This window comes from Amphritea sp., from assembly GCF_050300915.1.
GTDB lineage: Bacteria > Pseudomonadota > Gammaproteobacteria > Pseudomonadales > Balneatricaceae > Amphritea.
The window spans coordinates 1-21458 of record NZ_JBNKYN010000078.1 but is presented as its reverse complement, the minus strand read 5'-3'; the positions used below and the strand labels follow the sequence as shown (position 1 = coordinate 21458).

Sequence of the window (21458 nt, the reverse complement as noted above, 5' to 3'; positions counted from 1 at the left end):
CACCGCGACAGCACGGGCTGCGCCACCCGCGCCAAACAAAACCACCTGCGTTCCCCGCGGATCGGTCACCTCTGTCAGGGCGGTAACGAACCCCCGGCCGTCGGTGTTTTCGCCAATATATTCGCCGCTGGCACTGCGCACTATGGTGTTGACGGCGCCGATAATCTCTGCCGACTGTCCCAGTCCATCCAGATGTTCGATCACTGCTACTTTGTGGGGGATTGAACAGTTAAAGCCCGCCCAGCCCATCGCCCGGGCACCCAGAACTGCGTCTTTAAGGTGTTCCGGTGACACTTCGCAGTTGATATAGCGCCAGTCGAGCTGGTGGTGCTGATAAGCGGCTTCAACCATGGCGACGGTGGGGTTCTCCATCGCCGGCATGGCAAATGAACCGGTCAGATTGCTGAGAAAATTGATCTTCATTGGCTTTCCCCAAAAAAAAGGCCCTGATGTTGAGTCAGGGCCAAAGCTTTACTTTGTTCAGACTGCGAATGCGCCTGCGGCATGTTCATGAGGGTCCATCGCTCCGGTCATAATCGCCACCGCTTCTGACATGGTGTGGGTGTCCGGTTTGATCACCGCATGGCGTTTGCCCAGCCGGTGGATATGGATGCGGTCGGCCACTTCAAATACATGGGGCATGTTGTGGCTGATCAAGACCACAGACAGGCCCCGGTCGCGTACATCTTTGATCAGATTCAGCACCCGGCGGGATTCTTTTACCCCCAGCGCCGCGGTGGGCTCATCCATAATCACTACATGCTTGGCGAAGGCCGCCGAGCGGGCCACGGCCACCCCCTGGCGCTGACCGCCGGACAGGGTTTCCACCGCCTGGTTAATATTCTGGATGGTTAACAACCCCAGATCGGAGAGCTTCTGCCGGGCATTATCGTGCATCGCTTTCTTATCCAGCATACGGAACACCTTACCCAGAATACCTGGCCGCAGTTGTTCACGGCCGAGGTAGAGGTTATCGGCGATATCCAGCGAAGGGGCGACGGCGAGGTTCTGGTAGACGGTTTCGATACCGGCATTGCGGGCATCCATCGGGCTTTTGAAGTTCACCGTCTCATTATCCAGTTTGACGGTGCCCCGGTCGGGCACCAGCGCACCGGACAAGGCTTTGATCAGAGACGATTTACCGGCTCCGTTATCACCGATGACGGCCAGAATTTCACCTGGATAAAGGTCGAAATCTGCGCCATCCAGGGCGGTAACATGACCATAACGTTTAACCAGTCCACGTGCCTGTAATACTGTAGCTTTACTGTTATTCATGATTATACCTTCCGAATCCACTGGTCCATGCCAACGGCAACAATGATGAGCAGGCCGACGGTAAACTCCTGCCAGAGTACATCGACTCCAGCCAGCGCCAGACCGTTACGAAACACCCCAACCACCAGGGCGCCGATAAGTGTGCCGAAGATTGATCCCCGACCCCCGAACAGGCTACAGCCGCCGATCACCACGGCGGTGATACTGTCGAGGTTGGCGGTCATGCCCGCTTGTGGGCTGACCGACCCGATGCGGCCGATCAGTGCCCAGGCGCCGATGGCGCAGATCGCTCCGGCGACGATATAAACCGACATCAGGATACGGTTGGTACGGATGCCTGCCAGACTGGCGGCGCCCGGATCATCACCGGTGGCATAGACATGCTTGCCCCAGGCGGTCCAGTTGAGGGCGTACCAGATCAGCGCAAACAGCGCGAGCATCAAAAGTGAGCCGTAAGTCAGTTTGGCTCCGAACAGCTCGATGGTGTGTCCGGTCCAGTGTAGTAGCGGTGCGGTTTGTTCAATGGCCTGAGAGCGGATGGTTTCGCTTTTGGAATACCACAGGTTCAGGGCAAAGAAGATGTTCCAAGTGCCCAGGGTGACGATAAAGGGGGGCAGGCGGAACAGGGTGACCAGTATGCCGTTGATGTAACCGGCGATGGCGCCGGTAGCGATACCGGCCAGCAGGGCTATCTCGGGGGGCAGACCGACGTCGATCGCCATCTTACCCATGATAACGGAGGTGAGTACCATGATGGCACCTACCGACAGGTCGATACCGGCGGTGAGAATAATCAGTGTCTGGGCGATACCCAGAATACCGATGATGGTTACCTGCTGAAGAATCAGCGACATATTGAAGGGGTGCAGAAAACGGTCACCGATAATAATGCTGAACGCGATCACGGCGAGTAACAATACGATGGCGGGGGCCGCCGTTGGATTTGCATGGAAAAAGCGGTGAGTCTTCTCAACAAACGACAGTGTCTCTTTTTCAAATGAGGCTACTTCTCCACCTGCAGAAGCGGCGACCAACTCGTGATCAGCTGTCTGTGTTGTTTTGAGTGTGCTTGAGTCAGCCATGGGGTTCTCCTGGTATTACCTGATAGCCAGCAGGGTATGGCTACCCTGCTGTTGTGTTGTACTTAACTGTCCGGGCTTAGCCCCAGCACATAGACAGACCTTCAGATGAACTCCTGGCATCGATATCACTGACAGGCTTATCGGTAATCAGCTCAACGCCGGTATTGACGAAATCCAGTCCCTCAGTGGTCTGAGGTTTTTCGCCGGTCTGGGCGAATTTGAGGATGGCATCAACGCCCATTGACGCCATGCGCAGCGGGAACTGCATCGAGGTAGCACCGATTACGCCGTCTTTGACGTTCTCAACACCGGGGCAGCCGCCATCAACAGAGACGATCAGCACATCATCGGCGCGGCCAGCAGACTTAAGCGCTTCATACGCGCCCGCGGCCGCCGGTTCATTGATGGTGTAGACCACATTGATTTCGGGATCTTTCTGCAGCATATTTTCCATCGCCCGGCGACCCCCTTCCTCAGCACCGCTGGTGACATCGTTACCGACAATGCGTGGGTCGGTTTCATCGCCGATACGGTTTGGGTCATTCAGGTCGATACCGAAGCCTTTCAGGAAGCCCTGATCACGGGCAACATCGACCGTTATCTGGCTGCTGTTCAGGTCCAGCATCGCTATTTTAGCCGTTGCTGCTTTATCACCCAGGGTTGCGGCCGCCCACTGACCGATCATCTCACCCGCTTTAAAGTTATCGGTGGCAAAGGTGGCATCTGCTGCGGTTGCAGGGCTCAGTGGCGTGTCCAGCGCAATCACAAGAAGACCGGCTTCACGGGCACGCTCAATAGCGGGTACGATACCTGCGGGGTCACTTGGGGTAATCAGAATCCCTTTAGCGCCGGATGCGATCAGGTTTTCTACTGCCTGAACCTGAGACTGATTGTCACCATCAAACTTGCCGGAAAAAGTGCGCAGATCAACACCCATCGCATCGGCTTTCTGTTGCGCGCCCTCACGCATTTTGACGAAGAATGGATTGGTATTGGTTTTAGTGATCAGGCCTACGACAGGTTTGTCGGCTGCCATGGCGAAAGGCGCAGACAGGGCGGTGGCCAGCATCATAGCTTGAACAACTGATTTCTTATTCATGGCGTACTTTCCTTTTATTTTTATCTTTCTGGTTGTCTTGAAACGGTGGATTCTGAATCCGTTGTTCATCAGTCCTTATGAGCAAGGTTATGAATGACGCTGCTCTGATGAATCTCAGTGTCTATTTAAAAGGAGGGGAATTAATGGGGAATGTCGAGAGTGGATCATCGTGTTAACAATTGAAATATTGCGCTTCCGAACTGAACTCTGAGGGGGCCTTACTATGAAAAGACCGGTTTTGGATGAGTAGGCTCTTGTAGCTGAATCTGCCTGTTTCAGGCGTGATCAGGGATGAATAGTGGATCTCTGGTTTAAACAAAAAAACCGGCACCCACGGAATTGAGTTCCGGTTTCACTGACCGTATTAAATGCAGTCTTCCGAAGGGGAGGGAGTTGGATGCGAAGGTCAGGCCCTGTTTATATGAGCTATGAAAATGGGATTTTCAAAGGCTCAGTTAAAAGGTGTAGTTGAACCGAACCCGGGCTGCGGTGGTTTCATCGTCCACCACATTCGATGCACTGGAGTAGGACCCGGCGAAAGTGACGGTTGCTTCTGGAATACCAAACAGGGGTACTGAGTAAGCGATATAGCTGGTGGTCACATCAGGGTCAGGACCGGTGGCGTTATCCTCGTCAGAGCGGATGATACCCGCACCCAGATTGCCGTAGGTGAAGTTCGCCGCATAGGAGTTGACTGTCTGATCGGTGTTGTCATCTTCCAGACGGGAAGCAGAGATGTTGACGTTGGAGCCGGACAGATCAAAGTTAGCCGTTAATGCATAACCGGTCTGATCGACATTGCCGCCCGCGGTCAGGTCGTACTTTACACGTTCAAAACCTGCCGTCAGGCTGAAAGCGTCAGCGCTCCAGGTAACAGAAGGGCGGTAACCGGATACGGCGGTACCATTATCACCGGCGGTGTCATCATCACCATAGAGGGTATCCAGTTCAAACTTCAGGCTGTCTGAGGCTTTAAAGTGCAGGGCGATCTGACCCCCATCGTCACCGGCAAAACCGCGCACTTTGTTTGCCTCGTAAACCGATACACCACCGGCATGGGCAATCAGGGTGTCTTTACCCAGAGGGAATAGATTGATCGCCTCGAAGCGGCCGATCTGCGCATCCCAGCTGTTGTTGCCCAGCTGAATATAGGCATCACGCACCACCACATTTTTATCGCCATCGGTGGTCAGCCGCACGCCGCCTTTGGCCGCAACGAAGTACTCGCCGTTTTCACGTTTTGAGGCGACATTCAGTTCGACAAAACCGTTCTGGTCATAGGTTGTGGAGGAGGTTGCGGTATCAATCGCATCGGTATCGAGCTCAAGATTGGCATCAAATACGAGCTGTGCCTGCGCTGTACCGGCTAATAGGCAGCCAATAGCCGCAGAGGTTAATAAAATGGACGTTTTCAACGTGATTCACCTTTTCGTTTTATTATTTTCAGATCAGCGTGTCGCAGGCCGAGCTCATCAGGACAAGTCTGATCTCCTGCGATACGCTGACTGCTATTGAAGAGGTGTAGGGTTAACCTCTGATTTTATTCATTCAGAGCCCTGTTAATAATTGAAATGCTTGATAAAAATTTTAGTGTGGCCCGGTATGAGATTGCCTGTCGGCAAGCGATAACTGTTATCAGAGGGTGGGCTTGCAGACAAAAAAAGGCCCTGATCGAATGAGTGCAATCAGGGCCTTTTGGGACGCGTTGATCTGCCTGCCTCTGATCTGCTATCAGAGTACCGCCGTTTATAGTTGCAGGTCGTCTATACCGGGCAGTGAGGTGAAGGCTCCCTTATGGGATACCGCGTAGGCACCGCAATGGGAGGCGAACCGCAGTGCTTGCTCTAGTCTGTCCGGCGTGTTCAGCAGTGTATTCAGGTCACCAGGCAGACAGTCCATTGCGGCAAGCTGATAGATAAATCCACCAATAAATGCATCACCTGCAGCGGTGCTGTCCACCATAGAGACGCGGGGTGGCGTGACTGTTCCGGCGTTCTGTGTGCTGAAGTAACGCAAAGGGTTGCCGCCATCGGTCAGCAGTACCAGTGATACACCGCTGTCCAGTAATCGTTGCAGCACCTCATCCTGTGAGGTGCTGGCGGCGAGAAAGTTCATCTCTTCCTGACTCAGTTTAACGAGATCGGCCAGCGCCAGGGCCTGCCAGATAGGGGCAGCCGGATCGCTGCCCGCAGGCCATAAGTTGCTGCGCAGGTTGACATCAAAACTGATGAGAAAGCCTGCTGCTTTGGCTTTATCTATCCCGCTCAGCGTGGCCTCTTTGATGCCGCTTGCCGTCAGAGTATTGGAGCAGAAGTGAAAGATGCCCGCATCTGCAAACCAGTGATCCTCAAATTCGTCCGCAGTAAACAGCATATCGGCAGAGGGGTTACGGTAAAAAGTGAAGCTGCGCTCGCCCTCTGCGTCCAGTGAAACAAACGCCAGTGCGGTGTTGGCTGCATCGGTATTCAGCAGGTAATCGCTATTCACGCCCGCTTCATGCAATGACTGACGCATAAAGACACCAAACATATCGGTGCCGATTTTACCGGCCATGTAACTGTTGCCGCCTAATTTTCCTACGGCCGCCGCGACATTGGCGGGGGCACCTCCGGGGTATTTCGCAAACTGCTCAATCTCGTCAGACTGGTTTTCACTGACCCGGTTAGAGAGCATGTCGACCAGAGCTTCGCCAAAAGAGATGACCTTTAGCATGGTTGTGTTCCTGAACGGTTATTAGGGAGGGGGCAAAAAAAATGGCTCCACTCCCCTGAGTATAATGGCTCTATTTAAAAGCGAATGCGTTAACCGGCGATGTCTGATGGGTTAACGCCCGTTAACAATTGTAACCAGTTATCGCTGAATCATGAATCCCGGTTATTGTGCGAAAATCTCGCCACGACCACGATAAGGGGCTGCCTCCTGAAGCGCTTCTTCGATACGCAACAGACGGTTGTATTTGGCCACCCGGTCTGAACGGCAGAGAGAACCGGTTTTAATCTGTCCGGCACAGGTGCCAACGGCCAGGTCGGCGATGGTGGTATCTTCCGTTTCGCCTGAGCGATGGGAGATGATCGCGCGATAGCCTGCATCCTGCGCCATTCTGATCGCATCAAGGGTTTCACTCAGGGTGCCGATCTGATTAAACTTGATCAGGATTGAGTTGCCGATCTTCTGATTGATACCGCGCTGAAGTATCTGCGTATTGGTGACGAACAGATCATCACCTACCAGTTGAACTTCACTACCCAGTTTCTCTGTCAGGTAAGCCCAGCCTTCCCAGTCGGATTCATCCAGACCATCTTCAATTGATACAATCGGATAGTGTTGAGTCAGTTCGGCCAGGTAATCGCTGAAACCCTCTGAACTGAATGACTTACCTTCGCCGCTGAGCTGATACTCGCCATCACGGTAAAACTCAGACGCGGCACAGTCCAGTGCCAGAGTGAAGTCTGTTCCCAGTGTGTAGCCTGCCTGTTCAACCGCTTCACGAATCACGATCAGCGCTTCCTCGTTGCTTTTCAGGTCCGGCGCAAAACCACCCTCATCACCCACGGCAGTACTCAGTCCCCGCGCCTGAAGTACTTTCTTGAGAGAGTGGAATACCTCAGCGCCCATGCGTAAGCCTTCACGAAAAGTGGGGGCAGAGACCGGCTGAATCATAAACTCCTGAATATCAACCGTGTTGTCGGCATGCTCGCCACCATTGATGATGTTCATCATCGGCAGAGGCATGCTGAATACGCCAGGCTGTCCATAAAGAGAGGCGATGTGGGCATAGAGAGGACGGTGCTGATCCGCTGCGGCGGCTTTTGCCGCGGCCAGAGAAACCGCCAGCATCGCGTTGGCACCAAGGTTAGATTTGTTTTCGCTGTTGTCCATCTCGATCAGCGCCTGATCCAGCGCCCGCTGATGACGGGCGTCAAAACCTTTGAGCACAACGGCGATCTTTGCGTTGATATTATCAACAGCGGTTAAAACTCCTTTGCCGTTGTAACGGCTTTTATCGCCATCTCTCAACTCCAGTGCTTCTCTTGAGCCGGTACTTGCCCCTGAGGGCGCACAAGCGACGCCGGTTACACCTGAGGCCAGTATCACCTCGGCTTCAACGGTTGGGTTACCCCGGGAGTCGAGGATCTCCCGTGCAACTATCTTCTCGATGATACTGGTCATTTTAAGGGTCTCCTCAGACATTTGTTGTTAGTTTTATTGTTTGTATCGAAAATATTGACTGCGGGTTTGTAAACAAAAATAGCAATAGGTAAGCCGTCCCACGTGAAAAAAAGGGATCACCCGGTTAGATAAACCAGGTGTCCCCTAAGGGCCTTTGCAGATGCTCAGGCCATTCCGCGAACAAGTGTTTACCAGTGATAAATCCGTATCGCTAAACCCGGACTACCTTCATCGTGTTGGTGCCACCCTGGGCGTTGAGGTAATCACCTTTGGTGATAATAACCATATCGCCTGGTGCCACAATTTTGCGTTCCTGCAGTTCCTGAATCGCTTTGCTGTTAATCTCTTCGGGATCATACTGTTCGGCATAAAAGGGGATGGTGTATACGCCACGATATAAGCCGACCCGGTATTGGGTATCTTCGCGGCCTGACAGGGCGAAGATCGGCACTGAGGTGCGTAAGCGCGACATCAGTTGGGGGGTAGCGCCGGACTCGGTCATGCTGATGATCGCTTTAATGCCTACCAGGTGGTTGGCCGCATAGATTGCAGACAGCGCAATGGTTTCATCGATGTTGTGGAAATCTTCATTGATCCGGTGCTTTGATCGTTTCGATGATGGATGACGCTCTGCACCCAGACAAACACGGTTCATCGCCTGAACGGTCTCTGTTGGATAGTCACCGGCGGCAGTTTCTGCCGACAGCATCACCGCGTCGGTATAATCCAATACTGCGTTGGCAACATCCGATACCTCTGCCCGGGTTGGCATGGGGCTGCTGATCATTGATTCCATCATCTGGGTGGCGGTGATCACGACGGTATTCAGGGTGCGGGCACGGGCGATGATATGTTTCTGTACCGCGATCAGTTCGGCATCACCAATCTCTACCGCCAGGTCGCCCCGGGCCACCATCACCGCTTCTGAGGCGCGGATAATATCGTCCAGTACTTCAGGGTCGGCGACGGTTTCAGCCCGCTCAATCTTAGCGACCAGTCCTGCAGATGATCCTGCGGCTTCGAGCAAAGCTCTTGCTTCGTGCATATCAGCGGCATCCCGGGGGAATGATACTGCCACGTAGTCCACCCCAATAGCGGCAGCGGTTTTAATATCGTCTTTGTCTTTATCGGTGAGCGCCTTTGCCGAGAGGCCGCCGCCTAAGCGGTTAATCCCCTTGTTATTGGACAGCCAGCCGCCAACCAGCACCTCGGTATTCAGCTTGTTTTCGAACGTTTCAGTCACTTTTAATTCGATACGGCCGTCATCCAGCAGCAGAATGTCGCCCACGCGGGCATCTTCTATCAGTGCTTTGTAATCAAGTCCCACCCGGGTGACATCACCAGCATCACGATCCAGTGTGGCATCCAGAGTAAATGGCTGACCGATTTTTAGCTTAACTTTTTGCTCAACAAAGCGAGAGATACGTATTTTCGGGCCCTGCAGGTCACCGAGAATAGAAACAAACCGGCCGTGCTTTCTGGACAGTTTACGTACCAGTTCGGCGCGTTGACGGTGGTCTTCCGCTTCGCCATGGGAGAAGTTGAGGCGCACGACATCAGCCCCTGCGAGAATCAATTTTTCGAGTTGCTCTTCACTGCTGGTTGCAGGTCCCAGCGTGGCAATTATCTTAGTACGTCTCAACATGTTCATCATTTCCTCAGGCTGGCGCGTGCATCAGGGCCAGCGTGTTATCCAGCATACGGTTGGAGAACCCCCACTCGTTGTCATACCAGGACATCACTTTTACCAGTCGTCCGGATACCTTGGTTTGAGAGGCATCGAAGATTGAGGAAAGCGGGTTATGGTTGAAGTCAACTGACACCAGCGGAGCTTCGTTATAACCCAGCACCGCTGAGTGGGCGGCAGCGTTGGCAAGCAGTTGGTTGACTTCAGCGACGCTGGTTTGCCGTTCGGCGATAAAACTCAGGTCGACCAGAGATACGTTAATGGTAGGCACCCGTACCGCCATGCCATCAATTTTGCCGGCCAGTCCGGGCAGCACCAGGCCGACCGCTGCTGCTGCGCCGGTTTTAGTCGGAATCATTGACTGAGTGGCAGACCGTGCCCGATAGAGATCAGAGTGATAGACATCGGACAGGTTCTGATCATTGGTATAGGAGTGAATAGTGGTCATCAGGCCGCTTTCTATGCCGATCTGCTGTTGCAAAACCTGAGCTACCGGTGCCAGGCAGTTGGTGGTGCAGGATGCATTTGAAATCACTTCGTGAGACTGACGCAAAATCTGATCATTGACGCCATAGACCACGGTGGCATCAACGTTTTTACCGGGGGCAGAGATAATCACTTTACGTGCCCCGGCAGAGATATGTTGCGCGGCTTGAGCACGCTCGGTGAACAGCCCAGTACACTCATATACAACATCGATGTTCAGTTCTTTCCAGGGAAGCTCTGCAGGGTTGCGAACGGCACTGATAGAGATGTTATCGCCGTTAACTATAATACTTTCTGCGGTATGATCGACCTCGCCGGAAAAACGACCATGAACGGTGTCATACTTAAACAGGTGGGCGTTGATAGTGGCGTCGCCCAGGTCATTGATGGCGACCACCTGAATTTTATCGCGGTAGTTATTTTCATAAAGTGCCCGGAGCACATTGCGGCCGATGCGGCCAAATCCGTTGATTGCGACGCGAATTGTCATTGAATATACCTCGGTACTGACGTTGTAAGTGTTATTTGTTGCTAATATTACGTAGTTTTATGTAAAAATCAATGGAGCTTTGAAAAATAAATTAGTAAACTTACCAAAATAAAAGATATCGAACAGAGGTTAGGTTGCAGGCTTTATACTTAGTTTGCGTCTGACCAAAGAGAAGCTCAGGAGTTACTATGCACACCGTTGTTAAGCAGGTTACAGATCGAATCATTGCGCGCAGCCGGGCAACCCGCGAAGACTATTTACGCCAGATGAAAGGCGCAGAAGAGAGGGGTGTACACCGGGCTCGTCTATCCTGCGGTAATCTGGCACACGGTTTTGCGGCCTGCGGGGCTGATGATAAGCAGGCACTGAAAATGGTTAACGCGGTGAATGTTGGCATTATTTCGTCATATAACGACATGTTGTCTGCCCATCAGCCGTTTGAAGCGTTTCCCGATCAGATTCGTGAAGCGGTGCATGAGCTGGGGTCTGTGGCACAGTTTGCCGGGGGGGTGCCCGCTATGTGTGATGGTGTCACCCAGGGACAACCCGGTATGGAGCTGAGTCTGTTCAGCCGCGATGTGATCGCGATGGCGACGGCGGTGGGCCTGTCGCACAATATGTTTGATGCGGCGCTCTATCTTGGTGTCTGCGATAAAATCGTGCCCGGCTTGCTTATCGGGGCATTACGATTTGGCCATCTGCCAACGCTGTTTGTGCCAGCAGGCCCCATGCCCAGCGGTTTGCCGAATAAGGAGAAAGCTAAGATTCGCCAGCTCTATGCCGAAGGGAAGGTGGGCCGTGATGCGTTGCTGCAGTGTGAATCTGATTCCTACCACAGCGCCGGGACCTGCACCTTTTATGGCACCGCGAATAGCAACCAGATGGTGGTTGAGGTGATGGGGCTGCATCTGCCGGGTTCCTCTTTTGTTAATCCGGGTACTGAGATGCGTGAAGCGCTGACCCGTGAGGCGGCCAGGCAGGCTGTGCGTCTGACGGCTCAGAACGGCGAGTTCACACCGCTGTATAAAATTGTTGATGAACGCTCTCTGGTGAATGCGGTGGTTGCTTTGCTGGCGACCGGCGGCTCCACTAACCATACCATGCACCTGATCGCGATCGCCCGGGCAGCTGGGGTGATTATTAACTGGGATGATTTCTCTGACCTGTCTGCTGTCGTACCACTGCTGGCGAAGGTTTATCCCAACGGTGAAGCGGATATCAATCACTTTCAGGCGGCGGGTGGAGTTGCTTATCTGGTGCGTGAACTGTTGGCTGGCGGCTATCTGCATGAAGATGTTATGACCGTCGTGGGCCAGGGGTTGTCACGCTACACTCAGGAGCCCTTCTTCGAGAATGGCAAGCTGGTATGGCGCGAAGGGGTGCAGGAATCGCTGGATCCTGCTGTGCTGAGTACTGTGGAGCAACCCTTCAGCCCGAATGGTGGGTTGAAACTGATGCAGGGTAATCTCGGCCGCGGTGTGATTAAAGTGTCTGCCGTTGCACCTGAACATCAAGTTGTGGAAGCCCCGGCGATTGTGTTTGAAGATCAGAATGAGATCGGTGCGGCCTTCGAGCGCGGTGAGCTGGAGCGTGATTTTGTTGCCGTGGTGCGTTATCAGGGGCCAAAGTCCAATGGTATGCCTGAGTTACACAAGCTGACGCCCTTTTTAGGTACACTTCAGGACAGAGGCTTTAAGGTGGCGCTGGTGACCGATGGACGGATGTCCGGCGCATCGGGTAAAGTACCGGCTGCGATCCACGTCTGGCCAGAAGCCAGTCTGGGTGGGCCGTTGGCGCAGGTGGCCGATGGTGATCTGATCCGGGTTGATGCGACCACCGGCACTCTGGAACTAATCGCTGAAGATTCATCCTGGTTATCCCGTGGCCAGACGATGCCAGCTTCTGCGGCACAACATCATCATGGGATGGGGCGTGAGTTGTTTGCGCCGATGCGCGACCAGGTTAACTGCGCTGAAGAGGGCGCAACTGTTTTTAATTTTTCCGGAATAAAGTGAATGACCCAGTACGCACTCGTTGGTGACATCGGTGGCACTAATGCCCGTTTTGCATTGGTCCGGCCTGGCTCCGTGGTGTTAGAGCATGTGGATACCCTGCAATGTTCTGAGTATGACAATATTGATGCGGCATGCAGCGCCTATTTCAGCCGTGTCGGTATCGCCGGAATTGAACGGGCCTGTCTGGCGTTTGCCTGTCCGGTGCAGGGTGAAGTGATTAACATGACCAACAATCACTGGCACTTTAGCCGCACAGGTCTGGCAGAGCAGCTTGGCCTGAAGCAGCTGAAACTGGTGAATGACTTTACCGCGATGGCGCTGGGGATGCTGCACATCGGTGAGGATGATAAGATTCAGGTGGGTGTTGGTCAGTCTCTTGAGGGGGCGGCGCGACTGGTCATCGGCCCGGGAACCGGGCTGGGTGTATCCGGATTAGTCAAAGCCAATGATGACTGGATCCCCTTATCAACGGAGGGAGGTCATATCAGTTTTGCCCCTGCAGACGACGTTGAGATTGATCTGTGGCGAGCGCTGGTCACCCGTTTTGGCCGGGTCTCGGTTGAGCGGATTCTCTGCGGCCAGGGGTTGCTGAATCTGTATCAGATTTTATCAGAACGGCGGGGAAGCGAGATCGTCTGTCAATCGCCCGCAGCCGTGAGTATTGCTGCGGTAGAGGGAAGCGATCCTGTTGCGGTAGAGGCGCTAAGCCGGTTTTGTCGTATTCTGGGGGGCGTGGCGGGTGATAACGTATTAACGCTGGGGGCCCGGGGAGGTGTTTATCTCTGTGGTGGAATATTGCCGAGAGTGGCGGAGTTTTTCCTTCAGAGTGAGTTCTGGCGGGCCTTTGAAGACAAAGGGCGTTTTACGGATTACATGCAGGCGGTTCCGGTCTGGCTCTGTACCGCAGAGAATCCCGGGTTGTTGGGTGCGGCGGCACTGGATAACAGTGAAGTGACCGGCTGAGTTGTTAGATAGTAATCTGCAGATCTGGGCCTGGCTGACTTGCAGCTAGTCAGTAACGGACAGCGCTGATAGAAGACGGGCCATACAGGCCCGTCGGTTTTACCATTTTAAAGCTGCTAACGTGCAGTTTTTGGTGCTTCAGGAGCCTTGCTTAAGAGGCTTGCTTAAGAGGCTTACTTAAGAGCTTTGCTTCGCTCGCTTTGGAGCGGGTTTCGCTGGCTGTTTAGTCCCCATTTTACTACGTACAATATTCATCAGCCCCTGAGTTGATGGGTCATACTCAGAACTCTTCAGCTCAATATTACGGCTGATCTCAGTCGCCAGGCGCTTACCCAGTTGTACTCCCCACTGATCGAATGAGTTGATATTCCAGATCGCCCCCTGCACAAACACCTTATGCTCATACAGGGCGATCAGCGCGCCCAGATTATGGGGTGTTAACCGATCCAGCAGCAGGGTGTTACTGGGACGATTACCCGGGCAGGTCTGATAGTCGAGGATCCCTTCCTGCTGATCTCCATTCATAAACGCGTTGGCCTGGGCGAGCATATTGGTGAGCAGGGCAAAGTGGTGCTCTGCGGTTTTCTCGTCGGGCTCAAGGGAGGCGATAAAATCGATCGGCACGAAGCGTGTACCCTGGTGAAGCAGCTGGAAAAAGGCGTGCTGACCATTGGAGCCGGTCTGGCCCCAGACAATGGGACCGGTTGCAAAGTCGACCGGATGACCCTCCATATCCACCGACTTGCCATTACTTTCCATATCCAGCTGTTGCAGAAATGCCGGAAGCTGGTGCAGGGCCTGATCGTAAGGGATGATAGCCTGGGTTTCGGCCCCCAGGAAGTTTATATTCCAGATACCGATCAGGGCCATCAGTACCGGCATATTTTTGATCAGGGGAGCTTCAACAAAATGGCGATCCATTTCGTAAGCCCCCTCCAGCAACTCGATAAAACGGTCGTAACCGATGGACAGGGCAATTGCCAGACCGATGCTTGACCAGAGGGAGTAACGCCCACCCACCCAGGCCCAGAACTCGAAGATGTTTTCCCGGCGGATACCAAACTCCATCGCTGCCGCCTGATTGGTCGACAGGGCAACAAAGTGCTGGCCGATGTCAGACTGACCAGTGTTGTCAATAAACCAGCGCCGTGCGGTACTGGCATTCAGCAGTGTTTCCTGAGTGGAGAAGGTTTTGGTAGAAACGATAAACAGGGTGGTTTCGGGGTCAAGGCTGGTCAGTACTTTTTTAATGTGCTGCCCATCAACGTTGGATATAAAGTGAAAACTCAGCTCAGGATGCTTGTAGTTTAGCAGCGCACGGCACACCATATTGGGGCCCAGATCGGAACCACCGATACCGATGTTGACGATACTGCGGATCCGTTTGCTACTAAACCCTTTCCACTCACCGCTTCTGACCTTGTTGCTGAACGTTTCCAGTTTTTTCAGGCTGGCGCGAATGGCAGGCATAACATCCTCACCGTTGACGACCACCGGCTCTTCACCCCGGTTGCGCAGTGCTGTATGCAATACCGGCCGTTTCTCCGTTACGTTGATAATATCACCGGAAAACATCTGCGCACGGCGCTGATGAAGGGGGGAGTGATCTGCCAGTGTGATTAAGGTTTTAAGTGTTTCATCGCTGATCTTGTTTTTCGAGTAATCAAGAAATATTTCTCCCAGCTGAAGGCTCATTTTATTAAAACGTTCAGGGTCGTTTTTAAAATAATCTGCAATTTTATCGTTGCTGTTTTTTTCAGCCAGTTTAACAAGTTTTTTCCAGGTGACTGAAGAACTGAGTTGATACATAAATATCTCTCTTTTTATTGTTAGCCTTGATTCAAGGCGCTGCTAACGCTGTCTTTTTATGATGTTGTCGATCTCATATCTGGTAGCAGAGAGGTTGGGCCGGTAACACCGGGGAGCTACTGCTAGCCAATATGTATAGTAATATAACGTATAAAAATGCAATTTAATGGAAAATATATCACTATTTATAGGTAATAAAAACAAAATTATTATGTAAGCATTCTGTTTGTGCGTGAGCCTTGAATGGTGGGGGAGGCTCTGCACTTCTTCGTTCTATCCGTCTGTATGCGGATGCTGGTTTTTATGGAAACGTTGTATGTTTACTAAATTTTTTATCGTTTTAGTAAGTGTTTAGAACGTTTTAGATATTTAAGACGCAGTGTTTAGATGGTTTTTATTGCGGCTGCCATTCGTTTTCATAATATCTGTCGAAGGATTTATTGATCCTGAATATTTTATCTTCCAGTGATAACCGGAAGTTAATACTTTATTTCCGGTTACCTATAAAAAAAAGACGGAGAAGTATGAAGTGAATTACAATAAGAAAAAGTTTGTAAAGTCGATGCTTGGAGCGGCTATTCTGGTGGCTTTGTCCAGTCAGGGCATGGCCGGTACCGATTTCAATGCTAACCTCGAACTGGATACTGATGCTACCGATACTGCAGCCGCAGATACGACTTATGATCAGAATGGTCGGGTCGAGGTCAACGTGCTTTCCCGTCGTGAAAAAGGCGAATATTTTGTTCAGGCAAAAGGGACCGTGCTGCTCACCGTTGATGGCACAACCTCTGTTGATGACGCCTATGTTCAGTTCGGCTCAAAAACCTGGGATCTGCAGGCCGGGCGCTTTGAAGCGGTAAACCTGTTCCCGAAAGCAAAAGATACCCTGATTGTTCATGCGGGCGGTGTGAGCGTCTATGAAGCCAATATGGTACGTGGTCGTATCGGTGATGGCGGTGGTCAGTTCGCATTGCACTACAATGCAAACGACAATGTTAAGTTTGAGCTGGCAACCATTTTTGGTGATGAGAATGCTTCGGGTGATGACACGACCGCGGTTTCCGGCGTACGCCCTTCTATCACCTGGAGTACCGAGGGTTTCAGCCTGTTTGCGGGCTATGAGAAAGTTAAATATGATCTGACCGCTGGTGGTACTCAGGATAAAAGTGGTTTCGGTATCGGCACTAACTTTGATCTGGGTGCAGCTAACATCAATATCGCCGCTGCCCGCTCAAAAGATGAAAACAGTGACGAAAAGGTCACCTCATACATTGCCAACATGGTTTACGGTAACTTCGGTGCCGGTGTCATTCGTTCAGATGTTGATCAGGGCAGCAATACCGATCCTAACGTCACTACCGCTTATCTGGCGTACAGCGTTCCGTTGCTGGATATCGAAGGTGCAACGGTTACCTTTGCAGGCTCTTTCTCGTCAGCTGATAATGTCACTGATGATGAAACGACCGCGCTGCGGGTGCGCTTAAACTATACGTTTTAAGCACTGATGTTATCCCCCTGGCGGTTTGATGCAATGGAACCCCTTCCCATTGTGTCATCTCGCCGGGACTGATTCACCTGAGGAGTTGATGGACTGGCGGCTGCTGACAGCGCTAACCCATAAGCTTCTGTGCCATTTGCCGACAGAGATCTCTGATGCCTGTCGGTTTTTTTATATCTGGATCAGGGCATGGGGCAGCTTTCGCGGATAAGCAGCTCAGTTGGCAGTATTGTTTCGCGGGGAGGGGTTGGTTTTGTAAACAGGCTTGCTGCAATCTCACCTTTGGCAAAGTTATCCTGCTTAACGGTTGTCAGTGAGGGGGAGCTGGTAAGTGATTCGGGGACACCATCAAAACCTATTATTTTAAGCTCTTGTGGAATCCTGATTCCCATACGGGTTGCCTCTTTTATGGCGGTTAATGCATAGGTGTCGGTCATACAAAAAAGGGCATCCGGCCGGGGGGTGCAGTGCAGCGCTTCACGCACGGCAAGCAGGGCTGAAGCTTCCGTGTTATCCGGGATATGCCAGAGTCGCTCATTGGGCAAAACCACATTGTGCTCACTCAGTGCCTGACGGTATCCCTGCAGGCGAAGTGCAGCGACAGAGATGGTGTTGCTGAACAGATCGTTATCGTTGTAAACACGACACACATGCTTGGAATTGATGATGCGTAATCCCAGTATGGCGGGGTATTGTGGAGAGTGCTGCAGTGCCAGATCTGCGCTGTTGAACGCGCCGCCGAAATTGTCACTGGCGATGCTGCTGTGATCCCCCATAGCGCAGTCGACGGCAATCAGTTTTTTGCTTTGCAGCGTGAGCTGATCAAAAATGGCGTCGTCCTCAATATGGCCGTAGACAATAAAGCCATCGACGGTTGATTGTAACCGGCGCACCTGGTTGGTAGTGGATAGCTCCCGGGAGTGGATCATCAGCATGCTCAGATGCTGATTTTCCAGCTCGGTGGTAACGCCGTTGAGGAATTGATTGGCAACACTGTCGTTCAGGTTATAGCTGAGGCAATCTGGCAAAACTATGCCAATCACCCCCTGGCTGCCGCTGCAATCTGCTTTACGGGGGGAGCCAGAGCTGCGATATCCCAGTTGCTGGCACTCAGTTAAGATACGTTCGCGCAGCTCCGGTGAGAGTTGATCCGGATGATTGAATGCATTCGAAATAGTCGCTGTAGAGACACCTATATGATTAGCTGCATCCCGGATAGTGGGGCGGGGTGTTTTTTTGCTGTCAGCGATCATAGCCTGAGCCTCCGCAGTGAAGAGCTGTCAGAGGTTCTCTCTGTAATGTTTCATGGGTGAAACATTTTAAATAAGCAATCAGTTTCATAATGGGTGCATTCTTATTGTTATATGGCTTAAGAGATGGAGCGATATGAGTTATCTGATATCAGGTCATACTTGTCTGCCGCCACTGGCTTCTCTGAAACAGAAGTAAATTTATTAACTTATTGTTTAATATTGATTTTATTTCTTTTACTTAACGCGACAGTTTTTTAGTCAGGCTCATTTGGTCGTTTGAAAAGCCATTGTCGGGTTAAAAAACAATCCCTGCCAGCATTTGCAGTTTAACTCTGCTTTGGCCTTTAGTTAAAAAAATCTAATCATTGAGGTGAATAATACTCAAACAATATTGACAACTCAATGGCTCCGATCTAGTATTTGACAACGTTGTCAATAGATGGTCATAGATTGATGGTATCCATTAAACAGGTGGCGAAGCAGGCCGGAGTTTCTTTCAAAACCGTTTCCAGGGTGGTGAATAACGACCCTAATGTGCGTGAAGAAACCCGTGCCCGGGTGCAGGAAGCGATCGCTGCTTTGAACTACAGACCTAACCGGGCCGCTCGCATGATGCGTAATCAGCAGTCGGGTGTTATCGGTTTTATCTCCGATGAAGTGGTGACTCAGCCCTATGCCGGAGACCTGTTGATCGGGGCTCAGGAGGTGGCGAGTCAGCATGATAAGGTTTTAATGGTGGTTAACATTGAAAATGATCGTATTGGCAGGCAGCGAGCTATTGATATGTTGCTGGAGCGACGGGTAGAAGCTCTGGTCTATGCGAGCTATTACCATAAAGAGGTGCAGGTGCCGCAGGAGATGTTGCAGGTGCCATCTGTGTTAGTGAACTGCTATGCGGAAAACGAAACACTCACCACTTTTATTCCTGACGAAGTTCAGGCTGGTTATGATGCTACGCGGCTGCTGCTTGAACAGGGCCATAAACGCATTGGGCATATTACTCTGAATCCGGATATTATCGCTTCGGTAAAGCGACTGGAGGGTTATCGCAAGGCGCTCGCCGAGGCAGGGATTGCGTATGATCCGCAGTTGATTGTGCAGGGCGAGTCACGCTTTGACGAAGCTGAGGATAGTGCCAGTGTTGAAAAAGCGGTTGCAGAGTTGTTGAAACTGACTCATCAGCCAACCGCCTTTGTCTGTGGGAAAGATGAATTTGCCATGCAGGCCTACTTTGAGTTTGCCAAACGCGGCTTGCAGGTCGGCAGAGATATCGCGATCACCAGTTTTGATAACCAGCGTATGATCGCGCCAGGATTGTCGCCCGGGCTAACGACCATGGCATTGCCACATTTTGAGATGGGGCAGGCGGCGATGAACAGTATTTTCAATCAGGGGGACGATGTTGTCACCCGGTTGATCCCGTTTTCGGTTATTGAGCGGCAGTCTCATTTGCTGAAAAATTAGTGCTTATAATCAAGATAAAATAACAATAAGGGTCAAAACATGAAAAGAATGAACATCTCTCTTTTGTCTTGCGCAATAATGACAACGTTGACATTTGGTGTTAGCAGCGTTATGGCTGCGACCTCTGAAATCAAGCTGTGGCGTCATGAGACGAGTAATATTAAGGAGATCGAAGTCAACAAGGCGACAATAGATCGTTTTAATCAGTCGCAAACCAAATGGCATATTACTGCAGAGATGATTCCCGAGGGTTCATATACTCAGACGGTAACCGCTGCTGCACTGGCAGGAGATCTGCCCTGCATCCTGGATATGGATCAGCCGGTTGTACCTAACTTTGCATGGTCAGGTTATCTGCGTCCCCTTGAAGGTCTGCTTTCTCAGGATGCGCTTGATGGCCTGATTGGCGGTGCGAAAGGCACATACAAAGGCAAAGTCTATTCTGTCGGTCAGTTCGATGTCGCGCTGGCGCTGTTTACCCGTAAATCGATTCTTGAGAAATATAACCTGCGTCAGGCCACCTATGTGCAGCCGTGGACTAAGGCGGAACTGCTGGATGCCCTGGCTAAACTGAAAGCATCCGGTGAGTTCCAGTATCCGCTGGCGATGCGTACCGGCTGGACCGGTGAATGGTACTCCTATGGTTATGCACCGATGCTGCAGAGTTTTGGTGCAGACCAGATCAATCGTGACAACTACGTCAGCTCTGAAGGGGTGCTCAACGGTAAGGCCGGCCTGGCCTGGGGCACCTTCTTCCAAAGCCTGTTTGACAAAGAGTATGTTGATCGTAACCCCAGTGATGACAAAGCCTTTGTGCAGGGCCGCGCTGCGCTGGATTACGTTGGTAGCTGGGAGATGGCAAATCACTCTGAGCGCTGGGGCGATGACCTGGTTGTGATGCCGGTGCCTGATTTTGGTGGTGGCCCGGTTATCGGTGGCGGTTCATGGCAGTGGGGTATTGCCCAGTCATGTGCGAACCCGGAAGGTGCCGCTGCATTCGTTGACTTTATGCTGCAGCCTGAAGAGATCGCCGCTATGTCAGAGGCAACGGGGATGATTCCCTCCTCACCGGAAGCCGCAGAGCTGACTGACCATTATCAGGTTAGCGGCGACTGGCGTTTTTTCTACGATTTTTCAGCTGCGTTTGCTGTATTGCGTCCGGCGACCCCAGCCTACCCAATCATTTCCAGCACCTTCGAAAAAATGGCGCGGAATATAAAAGATGGTGCTGATGTGCAGGATGCCCTGGATGAAGCGGTCGATACTATCGAGCGCAACATTTCTGACAATAAAGGCTACGGTTTTACTCAGTAAACCGGTCTTTCCAGACTGTTATTGTGCTCTGTAAAAGAGGGCAGTAACAGTCTGATAGTGAAGCAGCGAGAAATCTGTATGAATGCTAATACGTCTGTAAACAGTAGCGACACGCTAACCGTGTCATCCGGTCGGCCTGCCGAGACCCGCCGCCCACCGAGAAAGCGTTATGTTTTTCTTATGAGTGCTCCGGCTTTGCTGGGTCTGTTTATGTTTATGGTTCTGCCGTTTTTAATGGCACTGGGGATGTCGTTTACCGATCAGCGTTTGTTGTCGCCTAATGCGACAGAGTGGGTTGGGTTACGTAATTACGACCGCTTGTTAAATGTTAGCTGGTTGGTGCAGGAGCCGGTTTCTGACGCAGATAACCATCTGCAACGGACCGCCGAGGGTGAGCTGGTCTATCCAAGATTGCGTTCAGTGCTGCGTAAGAACCCTGAATATAAAGAGTTTAAGGAGTTCACCCACTGGTCTTTTGGCGATAAACGGGTGGTTCTTCTGGCGAAGGATCCGAGCTTTATCCAGTCCATTATCAATACGTTACTGTTTGTCATTCTGGTGGTCCCCATTCAGTGTGGTACCGCCCTTGGATTAGCGCTGCTGATTAATCAGAAACTTCGGGGAATCTTTCTGTTTCGAACGGTATTTTTCTCGCCGGTGGTGACATCGATTGTGGTGGTGTCGATCGTCTGGAGCTTCCTGTATCACAAAGATTTAGGGTTATTTAATCACTATCTGAATGCGATGTCGTTTGGACTGATCGGTCCGGTTGACTGGCTGGGCGATCCGGACTGGGCAATGCCCTCTATTGTACTGATGTCTGCCTGGCAGGCGGCCGGTGTGCAGATGC

17 protein-coding genes are annotated in these 21458 nt (G+C 51.9%); 6 read left to right on the top strand and 11 right to left on the bottom strand.

From position 1 onward, the window contains the following. The 9 genes from ACQY8X_RS17040 to gap form a co-directional block, all read right to left on the bottom strand. Nucleotides 1–423: shikimate dehydrogenase family protein (locus tag ACQY8X_RS17040; RefSeq protein WP_428036340.1), on the bottom strand; the 423-nt coding region annotated here is incomplete at its 3' end. Between the two features lie 57 nt (nucleotides 424–480). After that, a complete protein-coding gene (locus ACQY8X_RS17035; protein WP_428036339.1) occupies nucleotides 481–1278 on the bottom strand; it encodes an ATP-binding cassette domain-containing protein in 798 nt (265 codons plus the stop codon). Nucleotides 1279–1280: 2 nt separating this feature from the next. After that, the gene (locus ACQY8X_RS17030) at nucleotides 1281–2360 is read right to left on the bottom strand and encodes an ABC transporter permease (protein ID WP_428036338.1); all 1080 of its coding nucleotides are present in this window, start codon (nucleotides 2358–2360) and stop codon (nucleotides 1281–1283) included. 76 nt (nucleotides 2361–2436) lie between these two features. Then, entirely contained in the window at nucleotides 2437–3459 is a 1023-nt protein-coding gene (locus ACQY8X_RS17025; protein WP_428036337.1) for a sugar ABC transporter substrate-binding protein, read from the bottom strand. 455 nt (nucleotides 3460–3914) lie between these two features. Continuing rightward, complete coding sequence (locus ACQY8X_RS17020; protein WP_428036336.1) at nucleotides 3915–4874, bottom strand: carbohydrate porin; 960 nt, start codon at nucleotides 4872–4874, stop codon at nucleotides 3915–3917. Nucleotides 4875–5205: 331 nt separating this feature from the next. Next, nucleotides 5206–6171 carry a carbohydrate kinase family protein gene (locus ACQY8X_RS17015; RefSeq protein ID WP_428036335.1) on the bottom strand — a complete coding sequence of 322 codons (966 nt, stop codon included), beginning with the start codon at nucleotides 6169–6171 and terminating at the stop codon, nucleotides 5206–5208. A 162-nt stretch (nucleotides 6172–6333) separates the two neighbouring features. Next, entirely contained in the window at nucleotides 6334–7629 is a 1296-nt protein-coding gene (gene eno / locus ACQY8X_RS17010; RefSeq protein ID WP_428036334.1) for a phosphopyruvate hydratase, read from the bottom strand. Between the two features lie 211 nt (nucleotides 7630–7840). Then, the gene (pyk, locus tag ACQY8X_RS17005) at nucleotides 7841–9274 is read right to left on the bottom strand and encodes a pyruvate kinase (protein WP_428036333.1); all 1434 of its coding nucleotides are present in this window, start codon (nucleotides 9272–9274) and stop codon (nucleotides 7841–7843) included. Nucleotides 9275–9287: 13 nt separating this feature from the next. Then, the gene (gene gap / locus ACQY8X_RS17000) at nucleotides 9288–10292 is read right to left on the bottom strand and encodes a type I glyceraldehyde-3-phosphate dehydrogenase (RefSeq protein ID WP_428036332.1); all 1005 of its coding nucleotides are present in this window, start codon (nucleotides 10290–10292) and stop codon (nucleotides 9288–9290) included. 188 nt (nucleotides 10293–10480) lie between these two features. Here gap and edd point away from each other — a divergent pair, with 188 nt between their 5' ends. Both edd and ACQY8X_RS16990 read left to right on the top strand, forming a co-directional pair. Then, nucleotides 10481–12307 (top strand): phosphogluconate dehydratase, encoded by a 1827-nt coding sequence (gene edd, locus ACQY8X_RS16995; protein WP_428036331.1) that lies wholly within the window; start codon nucleotides 10481–10483, stop codon nucleotides 12305–12307. Next, on the top strand, nucleotides 12308–13270 hold the full coding sequence (locus ACQY8X_RS16990; RefSeq protein ID WP_428036330.1) for a glucokinase: 963 nt from the start codon (nucleotides 12308–12310) through the stop codon (nucleotides 13268–13270). A 177-nt stretch (nucleotides 13271–13447) separates the two neighbouring features. On the opposite strand, the gene pgi is transcribed toward ACQY8X_RS16990, so the two are convergent. Then, a complete protein-coding gene (gene pgi, locus ACQY8X_RS16985; protein ID WP_428036329.1) occupies nucleotides 13448–15079 on the bottom strand; it encodes a glucose-6-phosphate isomerase in 1632 nt (543 codons plus the stop codon). A 529-nt stretch (nucleotides 15080–15608) separates the two neighbouring features. On the opposite strand from pgi, the gene ACQY8X_RS16980 reads away from it, so the two are divergent. Then, nucleotides 15609–16577 carry a carbohydrate porin gene (locus ACQY8X_RS16980; protein ID WP_428036328.1) on the top strand — a complete coding sequence of 323 codons (969 nt, stop codon included), beginning with the start codon at nucleotides 15609–15611 and terminating at the stop codon, nucleotides 16575–16577. A gap of 182 nt (nucleotides 16578–16759) precedes the next feature. On the opposite strand, the gene ACQY8X_RS16975 is transcribed toward ACQY8X_RS16980, so the two are convergent. After that, a complete protein-coding gene (locus ACQY8X_RS16975; protein ID WP_428036327.1) occupies nucleotides 16760–17830 on the bottom strand; it encodes a LacI family DNA-binding transcriptional regulator in 1071 nt (356 codons plus the stop codon). 453 nt (nucleotides 17831–18283) lie between these two features. Between ACQY8X_RS16975 and ACQY8X_RS16970 the strand changes: the two genes are divergently transcribed. From ACQY8X_RS16970 to ACQY8X_RS16960, 3 genes are all read left to right on the top strand, one after another. Beyond that, entirely contained in the window at nucleotides 18284–19294 is a 1011-nt protein-coding gene (locus ACQY8X_RS16970; protein WP_428036326.1) for a LacI family DNA-binding transcriptional regulator, read from the top strand. Between the two features lie 78 nt (nucleotides 19295–19372). Continuing rightward, nucleotides 19373–20608 carry an extracellular solute-binding protein gene (locus tag ACQY8X_RS16965; RefSeq protein WP_428036325.1) on the top strand — a complete coding sequence of 412 codons (1236 nt, stop codon included), beginning with the start codon at nucleotides 19373–19375 and terminating at the stop codon, nucleotides 20606–20608. A 78-nt stretch (nucleotides 20609–20686) separates the two neighbouring features. Continuing rightward, a partial coding sequence (locus ACQY8X_RS16960; RefSeq protein ID WP_428036324.1) for a carbohydrate ABC transporter permease occupies nucleotides 20687–21458 on the top strand: 772 nt, incomplete at its 3' end.

Bases quoted from the DNA above. Each gene is read 5' to 3' on its own strand.
- ACQY8X_RS17035 (WP_428036339.1), bottom strand. From the start codon at position 1,278: ATGAATAACAGTAAAGCTACAGTATTACAGGCACGTGGACTGGTTAAA.
- ACQY8X_RS17030 (WP_428036338.1), bottom strand. From the start codon at position 2,360: ATGGCTGACTCAAGCACACTCAAAACAACACAGACAGCTGATCACGAG.
- ACQY8X_RS17025 (WP_428036337.1), bottom strand. From the start codon at position 3,459: ATGAATAAGAAATCAGTTGTTCAAGCTATGATGCTGGCCACCGCCCTG.
- ACQY8X_RS17015 (WP_428036335.1), bottom strand. From the start codon at position 6,171: ATGCTAAAGGTCATCTCTTTTGGCGAAGCTCTGGTCGACATGCTCTCT.
- eno (WP_428036334.1), bottom strand. From the start codon at position 7,629: ATGACCAGTATCATCGAGAAGATAGTTGCACGGGAGATCCTCGACTCC.
- pyk (WP_428036333.1), bottom strand. From the start codon at position 9,274: ATGTTGAGACGTACTAAGATAATTGCCACGCTGGGACCTGCAACCAGC.
- gap (WP_428036332.1), bottom strand. From the start codon at position 10,292: ATGACAATTCGCGTCGCAATCAACGGATTTGGCCGCATCGGCCGCAAT.
- edd (WP_428036331.1), top strand. From the start codon at position 10,481: ATGCACACCGTTGTTAAGCAGGTTACAGATCGAATCATTGCGCGCAGC.
- ACQY8X_RS16990 (WP_428036330.1), top strand. From the start codon at position 12,308: ATGACCCAGTACGCACTCGTTGGTGACATCGGTGGCACTAATGCCCGT.
- pgi (WP_428036329.1), bottom strand. From the start codon at position 15,079: ATGTATCAACTCAGTTCTTCAGTCACCTGGAAAAAACTTGTTAAACTG.
- ACQY8X_RS16975 (WP_428036327.1), bottom strand. From the start codon at position 17,830: ATGATCGCTGACAGCAAAAAAACACCCCGCCCCACTATCCGGGATGCA.
- ACQY8X_RS16970 (WP_428036326.1), top strand. From the start codon at position 18,284: ATGGTATCCATTAAACAGGTGGCGAAGCAGGCCGGAGTTTCTTTCAAA.
- ACQY8X_RS16965 (WP_428036325.1), top strand. From the start codon at position 19,373: ATGACAACGTTGACATTTGGTGTTAGCAGCGTTATGGCTGCGACCTCT.